Origin of the sequence: Sporomusa sp. (genome assembly GCF_035561255.1) — a bacterium.
GTDB lineage: Bacteria > Bacillota > Negativicutes > Sporomusales > Sporomusaceae > Sporomusa.
The window spans coordinates 1-8,653 of the sequence record NZ_DATMXX010000315.1 but is presented as its reverse complement, the minus strand read 5'-3'; the positions used below and the strand labels follow the sequence as shown (position 1 = coordinate 8,653).

Sequence of the window (8,653 nt, the reverse complement as noted above, 5' to 3'; positions counted from 1 at the left end):
CTTCAACTAATATCAAGGAGGGCAAATCAATGTCGATGTTTTGTTTTCAATGTGAACAGACTGCAGGCGGGAAAGGTTGCACTAAAGTAGGTGTATGTGGAAAGCAGCCAGTTGTAGCTAACAGTCAGGATGAGCTCACGTGTGCGTTAATTGGTTTGGCCAGAGCAGCACAGGGAAAAAGTGCAGGCAAAACAGCCAACGACCTAGTACGGCAGGGGCTTTTCACCACAGTTACAAATGTTAGTTTTGACAGTGACCGAATAAAGGCACTAATTGAGCGAATTCACGAAGAAAAGAACAAGTTGGACTTAGCGGCAGAAGATTTTGCTCCAAGTGAGCTGTGGAGTGGTGACACCGACATTGTATCACTTCGATCCACCTTATTGCTTGGAATGCGTGGAATGGCGGCCTACGCCGAGCATGCTGCCGTATTAGAAAAAGAAAACCCAGAAGTTACGGCCTGGTTTTATAAAGGTCTGAACGCATTGGGCGAGGAACACACTGCTGAACAGTGGCTTGACCTCCTGATGGAGTTTGGAAAAATCAATCTGGCCTGTATGGCAATTCTTGATGATGCCAACACCTCCACCTACGGTCAGCCCAAACCCACTAAAGTAACTATGACTGTGGAGAAGGGACCGTTCATTGTTGTTACCGGTCATGACCTTCTTGACTTAAAACAGCTCCTTGAACAGACCGAAGGAAAAGGCGTCAACATCTATACTCATGGCGAGATGCTGCCAGCCCATGGATATCCTGAGTTAAATAAATATTCTCATCTTAAAGGCAACTTTGGTACAGCCTGGCAGAATCAACAGAAAGAGTTTGATAACATACCAGCACCCATTCTATTTACTACAAACTGTTTGATGGTGCCCAAGAGCACCTATAGTGACCGCGTGTTTACCACCTCTGTAGTGGCATTTCCGGGAGCACAGCATATTCCGGACTCGAATCATGTAAAAGATTTTTCAGCGCTCATTAATAAAGCCATTGAGTTGGGTGGCTGGCCAGAAGACAAAGAATTCACCGGAATCAATGGTGGTAAAGAACTGATGACAGGGTTTGCCCGCAATACCGTTCTTAGTGTTGCAGGAACCGTTATTGATGCGGTAAAAGCAGGGGCCATTAAGCACTTTTTCTTGGTTGGCGGCTGTGATGGTGCAAAGCCAGGCCGGAACTACTATACCGAATTCGTACAAAAAGCACCGAAAGACACTGTTATATTGACACTGGCTTGCGGAAAGTATCGGTTTAATGACCTTAACATCGGGGAAATCGGTGGGCTGCCGCGGATTATGGATATGGGGCAATGTAATGATGCTTACTCGGCAATCCAAGTGGCTGTTGCATTAGCTGACGCGTTTAAGTGTGGCGTTAATGACTTGCCGCTCACCTTGGTCCTTTCCTGGTATGAGCAGAAGGCAGTTTGTATCCTGCTCACTCTTCTTGCTCTTGGTATCAAAAATATATACATCGGTCCTTCGCTACCTGCGTTCTTATCACCAAATGTACTTAATATCCTAGTGTCCAAGTTTGATCTCCACCCTATTACCACACCGGAAAATGATCTCCAAGCTATTTTGAAATAGGAAGAATACATACTCAGATAACTATAGTGGTAACTATCTATATTGCTAAGAGGAAATCGAACTTTATTGAGTCCTGGGCCGCATTCTTCTTCAGCTTGGGGATTGGTTAACCTTGTGTGTTGCATGACTGAAGAAGTACAGCCGCCTGACAATACTAGTATGTCTTTACAAGTGCGCCAGAGCTTCTTTCACTGACTGCTAAATCCAATCATACAACCTACAGATACATAGGGCGGGATTAAAACCCGTCGGGTGGAAACGCTCGTACCGGTTCGATTCCGGTCCTCGGCACCAAAATGAAAAAGACTTCGCAGTCATTGCGAAGTCTTTTTCATGTGCGCCCAGCATGGGCGCTTACTTGTTGGTGAAAGTCCAATACGGGGGTTGATAGTGCCAACCGTTAGCCTAAGACAAGGGTGTCGCCTGTGAGGGCGAATCTGAAGGAAGTCGGCGGCAAAACTCCGGTCTGAGGAACACGAACTACATATAAGGCATATGTTCGCTGGGCGAGTTTGCACGACAAAACGAAGCCCTAAACTATCCGAAGCCGGGCAGTGTAAATGTAGCAGATATGTGGAGTGAAAGTAAGCGTTCTTACCTGGGGAGGTCTGACAGCAAGCTGTTGACATGAATTTGGAGACGGCAACCCGTGCAGTAATGCACGGCTGAACTGTCAGAAGTCAGCAGAGGCCATAGTACCAGAACGGATATATACGCTTTGGGAAGGGCTGAACAATAGGAGGTTTCCGAATTTTGAAAGGTACGAAGAAATGCGTAGAAAGCAGACAACTTCCAAAAGAAGACTACCTACAGGAGAAAAGAGTGGAACTCGGAGGCAATGTAGGAGTGCCGAGCATTTCTCCCATGCCAAAAAGAGGCGGAAACGGTGTCAATGAATACGCCAGTGGATTAATGGAGAAAATCCTTCACCGAGATAACATGAATCTTGCCTATAAAAGAGTGAAGGCTAACAAAGGGAGCCACGGAGTCGATGGAATGACAGTAAATGAACTTTTACAATTCTTGAAACAAAACGGTAACCAAATCAGGCAATCTATACTGGAAGGGACTTATAAACCCAGCCCGTCAGACGGGTGGAAATACCGAAGCCAGACGGAGGGAAAAGGCTGCTTGGCATACCTACTGTAGTCGACCGAGTGATACAACAAGCCATAGCCCAGATATTAACCCCTATATATGAAATTCAGTTTTCAGCAAACAGCTACGGGTTTAGACCTGGCAGAAGTGCAAAGCAAGCGGTATTAAAATGCAAGGAATATATCGAGGCCGGGTACACATGGACTGTCGATATCGACCTGGCGAAATATTTTGATACTGTAAATCACGATAAACTCATGCGCTTGCTTTCAGAAACTATCGAAGACAGCCGAGTGCTGTCGCTGATACGTAAATATCTGAAATCGGGCGTCATGATAAATGGCGTGGTACAGGAAACCGAGGGAGGCTGTCCGCAAGGTGGGAATCTTTCTCCACTTTTGAGCAACGTAATGCTGAATGAACTGGATATTGAACTAACCAAACGGGGCTTAAAATTCTGCCGCTATGCTGATGACCAAAATATTTACGTCAAAAGCCGGAAAGCGGCAATACGGGTAATGGCAAGTATCACGCACTTTCTTGAGCAAAAGTTAAGGCTCAAGGTCAATCAAGAAAAGAGTGCAGTAGACCGGCCGTGGAAGCTGAAATTTCTAGGTTTCTCGTTTTACCACAAGAAAGGTGGACTGGGAATTAGGGTTCACCCTAAACCTGTGAAGAAATTCAAGCAAAAGCTGAAAGAAATAACAGGACGAAGCAATGCCATGAGCGTGGAGCAAAGAGCAGAGAAACTCCGGCAGTGCATTGTTGGGTGGGTGAATTACTTTGGGATGGCTGATATGAAGGCCATAACCAAAGCATTGGATGAATGGCTGAGAAGAAGGATCCGAATGTGCTTCTGGAAACAATGGAAGAAAATTGGGACGAAGCGTGACAATCTTGTGCTTCATGGCATAGATACCCGCAAAGCGTGGGAATATGCCAATACAAGAAAGAGCTACTGGCATATAGCCAATAGCCCAATCCTTTCTCGGACATTAACCAATGAATACCTTAGGAAAAGCGGCCTTATCACCATAAGTGAAAGGTATTCATTAGTACACTAATTCTGTTGAACCGCCGTATACCGAACGGTACGTACGGTGGTGTGAGAAGTCGGCTACTCAATTAATGGGTAGCCTCTTACTCGATTATAAAAAACACAATTTCTTCACAGCGTATTCACAGGTTCTTCAAAACTAAATGGTATGATTATAAAAACAAGTGTAGTGCTTGGCGAGGAGGAATTACAATGGAACAAAATAAATCCGAACTGCCTGAGGCGGGAAATACAGAAACATATACACCGAGGCAGAAGGTAGTTCTTCAATTGTTAAAGTGGGGGGCATGGGCAACGACCGCAATGGCGATGGTCTATGCCATGCATTCTTAAAGATGGGGAAAGGGGAGAAACTACTTGCATCCCAATTTATTTAGTATCAACGGTTTCGAAGTCCGTGCCTGGGGTCTTATGTTGGCTGTCGGGGTGCTGGCTGGTTTATGGCTGGCGACACGGCTGGGAAAGAACAGTGAATTTACCGAGGATATGCTGCAAGAGTATGTAATATACGGCTTATTTGCCGGTATTTTGGGGGCCAGGCTGTGGGAGGTTGCATTTTCCTGGGAACAATATGCTGCCAATCCTCTGCGTGCCCTGATGTTCTGGGAAGGAGGCCTGTCTATTCAAGGGGCTGTCATGGCCAATGTCTTGCTGGCATTGTGGTATTTTCCCCGCAAGGGATTATCGTTTAAGAGGTTTGTCGATATTGGCGCACCTGCGCTGATTCTGGGGCAGGCCATTGGACGTATTGGCTGTTTGTTCAACGGCGATGCTTATGGCAAACCTACCGATGCTTGGTATGGTGTCGTCTATCAACCGGGAACTCCGGCGTACGCCGCCTGGGGTAATGTGCCGCTAGTACCGGCCGAATTGCTTGAAGCCGGGCTTGATATGCTCATTCTCTGGATATTACTGTATTTATTTCCTCGTAAGAAATTTGACGGTCAGGTGGCGCTAGCCTATTTTGTACTGTATTCACTGGCTCGATTCGGTTTAGAGTTTTTACGCACAGATAGTCTCCTTATCGGCGGGCTCAAGGCTGCGCAGCTAACCGCTTTACTTACAGCACTGGCGGCCAGTCTGCTGTGGGGATGGTGGGCAACTCAAAATAAGGTGGTTGGGACCCGGAAGTAAGCTATCTAAAACATGATAGCTTTATCAGAAATCGAAAGGATGTAGGTAGCAATGGCACATTACGGTTTGTGGCCGGTAGTCATTATTAACTCACTGATTATAATCATATTTGCGTTTAGCTTTTCGCGTCCGCGTTCTTTGAAAGATTGGCGTACCTTCGGTACTTTCTCGGCTTTCGTGGTTGCTCTGTTTACCGAGATGTACGGTTTTCCGTTGACAATTTATTTGTTTTCAGGTTGGCTGGGAAGCCATTATCCGGAGTTGGATATCTTTTCCCACGACTACGGGCATCTTTGGTATACGCTGCTTGGGTTTACCGGTGACCCGCATAGTAACCCTATTCACGGAGTTAGCGATCTCCTGATATCTGGCGGGTTGATTTTTCTTGGGTTTACCTGGATGTTTTTATATCGAGCCCAGCGTAAGGGTGTAGTTGCGACTAGCGGACCGTACGCCTATGTACGCCACCCCCAATATATTGCGTTTATCGCTGTCATGACCGGCTTTTTAATCCAGTGGCCAACGCTGCTTACCGTGCTCATGTATCCGGTGCTTATCCGTATGTATGTGTGGTTGGCGCGTCAGGAAGAAAAGGAAGCCCTGGAACAATTCGGTGAGGAATATGCCAGTTATGCGGCAGTTACCCCCGGGTTCATTCCGTTTAGCCGTCCAGGGATGCGAAAAGCCGCATAATTTACACTCTATTTCTGCCTAGCTTTAACCGCTAGGCTTTTTTACTTGATGCCTTATAGGATCGGCCTGGGCTTATCTCCTAGCAAAATATCACAATTTATTCACTTATTCTTCAAAAGTTCTTCACAATTATGGTGTATACTGAAGGCATAAAATAAGTTCAAGCAACCCAGCCTTTGGTCAGCTACTCATGATACAGAGGTTGTTAGCAAGAGTACTTCAGGGAGGAATCAGTATGAATAAGACGGTGTGGATTGTTTTGGCGGTCTTAGCGGTAATTGTAGTTAGTGTTTTCTCTGGATATAACAACTTAGTTGGTATGAGCGAGAATGTGAATGGCAAGTGGAGTCAGATCGAAAATCAGCTTCAACGCCGGGCCGACTTGATTCCTAACCTAGTTAATACGGTAAAAGGCTATGCCGGTCATGAGCAGCAAGCCATACAAGCGGTAGCCGACGCGCGGGCTAAACTGGGTGGTGCCCAAGGTCCGGTTGCCAAGGCGCAGGCTAATAGCGAATTAAGTTCGGCCTTAAGCCGGCTGCTGGTAATATCGGAGAACTACCCTGACTTAAAAGCAGACAAAAATTTTCGGGCACTTATGGATGAACTGGCAGGCACAGAAAACCGCCTAGCTGTTGCCCGTAAGGATTATAATGAGAGTGTTCAAGCATATAACACTTCCATTCGTTCACTGCCAACCAGTATCATTGCCGGCCCGATGGGGTTTGGCCCCAAGGAATATTTTAAAGCCGATGAGGGCGCAAAACAGGTACCGCAGGTTAAGTTTTAGTAAGCTCACTCTCGGAATCAGAAAGGCCCGGCAATCGCCGGGCCTATAACCTTACTGCTAGGGAATTGTTACTTTGAGAATACAATGCAATCTTTATGAACTTTTGCACTATATAAGGCCTGATCGGCAAGCGCAAGCAGCTTATCACCGCTAGTGGCCGCTGTGCTGGAGACTATCCCGATACTGATAGTCGAACGATACACTGCAAGCTGAGAGTTTACCGTTTTTCGGATGGTATCAGCCCTGGCATAGGCGCTTTCTTCTGTTGTATTTCGCAGGAGGAGGGCAAACTCGTCTCCGCCCAGCCGAGCCGCAACACCGCTGGGGTGTGTATTGTCTTGCAATACTGCCGCAAGGATTTTGAGCGCTTCATCGCCTGCCTGATGACCATAGGTATCGTTAATACGCTTGAAATTATCATCCAGCATAAAGAGGAAGGCACCACTGCTGGAAGCTGGACAACGTAATTCTTGCTTAAGCATTTCGAAAAAATACTTGCGGTTCCAAAGCTGGGTTAAGCTGTCGGTATAGACTAAATGATAGAGCCTTCGGATAAGTAACCCGTAGGCCACCCCGACAATAGCCTGAATAATGAAAAATATTGACCAGTAAAAATAGTGCCACTCATTGCTGATGGCGTGCTTTTCTAACAGATAACAGCTTAATCCGAATAATAGGCCGAGAATACCTAAGATGACGGGAAGACTTTTTAACATAATAGTGCGGTGTGGGTACATAATCACAGTCCTTTGCCTAAATATCCCAGGATGGTGACTTTATTATACTGTACCGTCTCGAAGCTGACTATATATTTTTTAAAAGCTCTAGCTTTACGTTTTGTCTTGTTACTGTCTATTGAAGGGGTGTCTATCCTATGCTAACACTAAAGCTTTCTTTACAGACTAAGCTGTTTGCAGCGTTTTTTCTACTATCGGCCATTATTACTATGGCTATTTCATATACTCTATTTCTACATATGCGCACTAATCATCTGGATACATTAAAACGTGATCTTATTGTAATGGCTAACATGGCGGCCATGCATGTTGGCGGTAATGCCCCGCAGGAACTCACTGGACAGGTGCCGGAGGAGACGGCAGACAAGCGGCTGTGGCAACTCTTGCAATCGATTGGAAAAAATAGTCCGGATATTGCGAGGGTATTTCTGCTGCGCAGCTTAACAGACAATGTATTGGTAGTGCGTAGTGAATGGGATGCGCGGAATGAGTCCGGGCGGCAAGCTGGTACTATATACAACGACCAGGACGTTGCTTTTGGGGATGCCAACCGCCCCTTGGTAACAGATAATAATGAAAACGGTACTGTCACTGTATATACTCCGGTAAAGGCCAACGAGCGAACGGTGGCTTGGCTGGCGCTAGAGGTGGACGCGGCCGCTGTCGCCAACGATACCCGCCATTTTGCTGAGCGGGTGTTGATATTCGCATTAGGAGCGATAGCTCTGGTTGGGGTGTGCAGTTGGTTTCTTGCTAGGAATTTCGCAGCCAGAATTCGAAATCTTGATATAGCCATAGATCAAATTGCGGCCGGAAAACATGATATTGATCTGAAGGTAGAGGGGAGCGACGAAGTGTCCTTACTTGCCGCCCGGATTAATAGTCTGGCCACTGCCTTACATGGTGAACGGGAAAGCTTGATGATGTCTACTATTGAATCACTGGTAACGGCCTTGGAAGCCAAGGACGTTTATACCTATGGACACTCCTCCCACGTTGCCAGCATAGCCGAGGCCATTGGACGCGAGCTTGGGCTTTCTGAGGACGAACTATTAACCTTACGGATTACTGCATTACTCCACGATATTGGCAAGATCGGAATTCCTGACCACATACTCAATAAGCCGGGCAGGCTGGAAGAGTGGGAGTGGGCAATTATTAAGCAGCATCCTGAAACCGGTGCTAAGATTATCGCTGGCATTCCTGCCCTTAAAGAGGTAGCTGAGAGTGTAAGACACCATCACGCCCGTTGGGACGGAGATGGATATCCAGAGGCTCTGTCCCGAAACACTATACCGTTAGGGGCGCGTATTATTGCGGTAGCCGACACCTATCAGGCGATGGTGTCTGATAGACCGTACCGGGCAGGCATGGCAGAAGCGGTTGTGTTAAATGAAATTCGCCGCTGTGCGGGAAAGCAGTTTGACCCTCTGGTGGTAGCAGCTTTTGAGAAAAGTATAGATGGTGTTAGTTAGGATTAACCGGTAGGGGCGGCGGGGCCGCCCTTTACTGTCTAATTTAATGGTTAGTAAAATTCAATTTACATAAGTTT

9 protein-coding genes are annotated in these 8,653 nt (G+C 46.6%); 8 read left to right on the top strand and 1 reads right to left on the bottom strand.

What is annotated here, in order from left to right:
* Positions 1–29 precede the first annotated feature (29 nt).
* From hcp to VN379_RS17140, 7 genes are all read left to right on the top strand, one after another.
* Positions 30–1,592, top strand: coding sequence for a hydroxylamine reductase (gene hcp, locus VN379_RS17170; RefSeq protein ID WP_325526683.1), 1,563 nt, complete (start codon positions 30–32; stop codon positions 1,590–1,592).
* Positions 1,593–2,345: 753 nt separating this feature from the next.
* Entirely contained in the window at positions 2,346–2,741 is a 396-nt protein-coding gene (locus tag VN379_RS17165; RefSeq protein ID WP_325527241.1) for a hypothetical protein, read from the top strand.
* Positions 2,687–3,754, top strand: a complete 1,068-nt coding sequence (gene ltrA, locus VN379_RS17160; RefSeq protein ID WP_325536035.1) for a group II intron reverse transcriptase/maturase — start codon at positions 2,687–2,689, stop codon at positions 3,752–3,754. Before VN379_RS17165 ends, ltrA begins: the two co-directional genes overlap by 55 nt.
* Before the next feature lie 185 nt (positions 3,755–3,939).
* Entirely contained in the window at positions 3,940–4,080 is a 141-nt protein-coding gene (locus tag VN379_RS17155; protein ID WP_325536033.1) for a hypothetical protein, read from the top strand.
* Between the two features lie 24 nt (positions 4,081–4,104).
* Positions 4,105–4,881 (top strand): prolipoprotein diacylglyceryl transferase, encoded by a 777-nt coding sequence (gene lgt, locus VN379_RS17150; protein WP_325536031.1) that lies wholly within the window; start codon positions 4,105–4,107, stop codon positions 4,879–4,881.
* A 51-nt stretch (positions 4,882–4,932) separates the two neighbouring features.
* Entirely contained in the window at positions 4,933–5,574 is a 642-nt protein-coding gene (locus VN379_RS17145; protein WP_325536029.1) for an isoprenylcysteine carboxylmethyltransferase family protein, read from the top strand.
* 235 nt (positions 5,575–5,809) lie between these two features.
* Positions 5,810–6,364 carry a LemA family protein gene (locus VN379_RS17140; RefSeq protein ID WP_325536027.1) on the top strand — a complete coding sequence of 185 codons (555 nt, stop codon included), beginning with the start codon at positions 5,810–5,812 and terminating at the stop codon, positions 6,362–6,364.
* Between the two features lie 68 nt (positions 6,365–6,432).
* Here VN379_RS17140 and VN379_RS17135 read toward each other — a convergent pair whose 3' ends face one another.
* Positions 6,433–7,101: a GGDEF domain-containing protein gene (locus VN379_RS17135; protein WP_325536025.1), complete on the bottom strand. Its 669-nt coding sequence runs from the start codon at positions 7,099–7,101 to the stop codon at positions 6,433–6,435.
* A 137-nt stretch (positions 7,102–7,238) separates the two neighbouring features.
* Here VN379_RS17135 and VN379_RS17130 point away from each other — a divergent pair, with 137 nt between their 5' ends.
* On the top strand, positions 7,239–8,576 hold the full coding sequence (locus tag VN379_RS17130) for an HD domain-containing phosphohydrolase (protein ID WP_325536023.1): 1,338 nt from the start codon (positions 7,239–7,241) through the stop codon (positions 8,574–8,576).
* The last annotated feature ends 77 nt before the right edge of the window (positions 8,577–8,653 follow it).

Coding starts and splice junctions, on each gene's coding strand:
- VN379_RS17145 (WP_325536029.1), top strand. CDS start 4,933: ATGGCACATTACGGTTTGTGGCCGGTAGTCATTATTAACTCACTGATT.
- VN379_RS17155 (WP_325536033.1), top strand. CDS start 3,940: ATGGAACAAAATAAATCCGAACTGCCTGAGGCGGGAAATACAGAAACA.
- hcp (WP_325526683.1), top strand. CDS start 30: ATGTCGATGTTTTGTTTTCAATGTGAACAGACTGCAGGCGGGAAAGGT.
- VN379_RS17140 (WP_325536027.1), top strand. CDS start 5,810: ATGAATAAGACGGTGTGGATTGTTTTGGCGGTCTTAGCGGTAATTGTA.
- VN379_RS17135 (WP_325536025.1), bottom strand. CDS start 7,101: ATGTACCCACACCGCACTATTATGTTAAAAAGTCTTCCCGTCATCTTA.
- VN379_RS17130 (WP_325536023.1), top strand. CDS start 7,239: ATGCTAACACTAAAGCTTTCTTTACAGACTAAGCTGTTTGCAGCGTTT.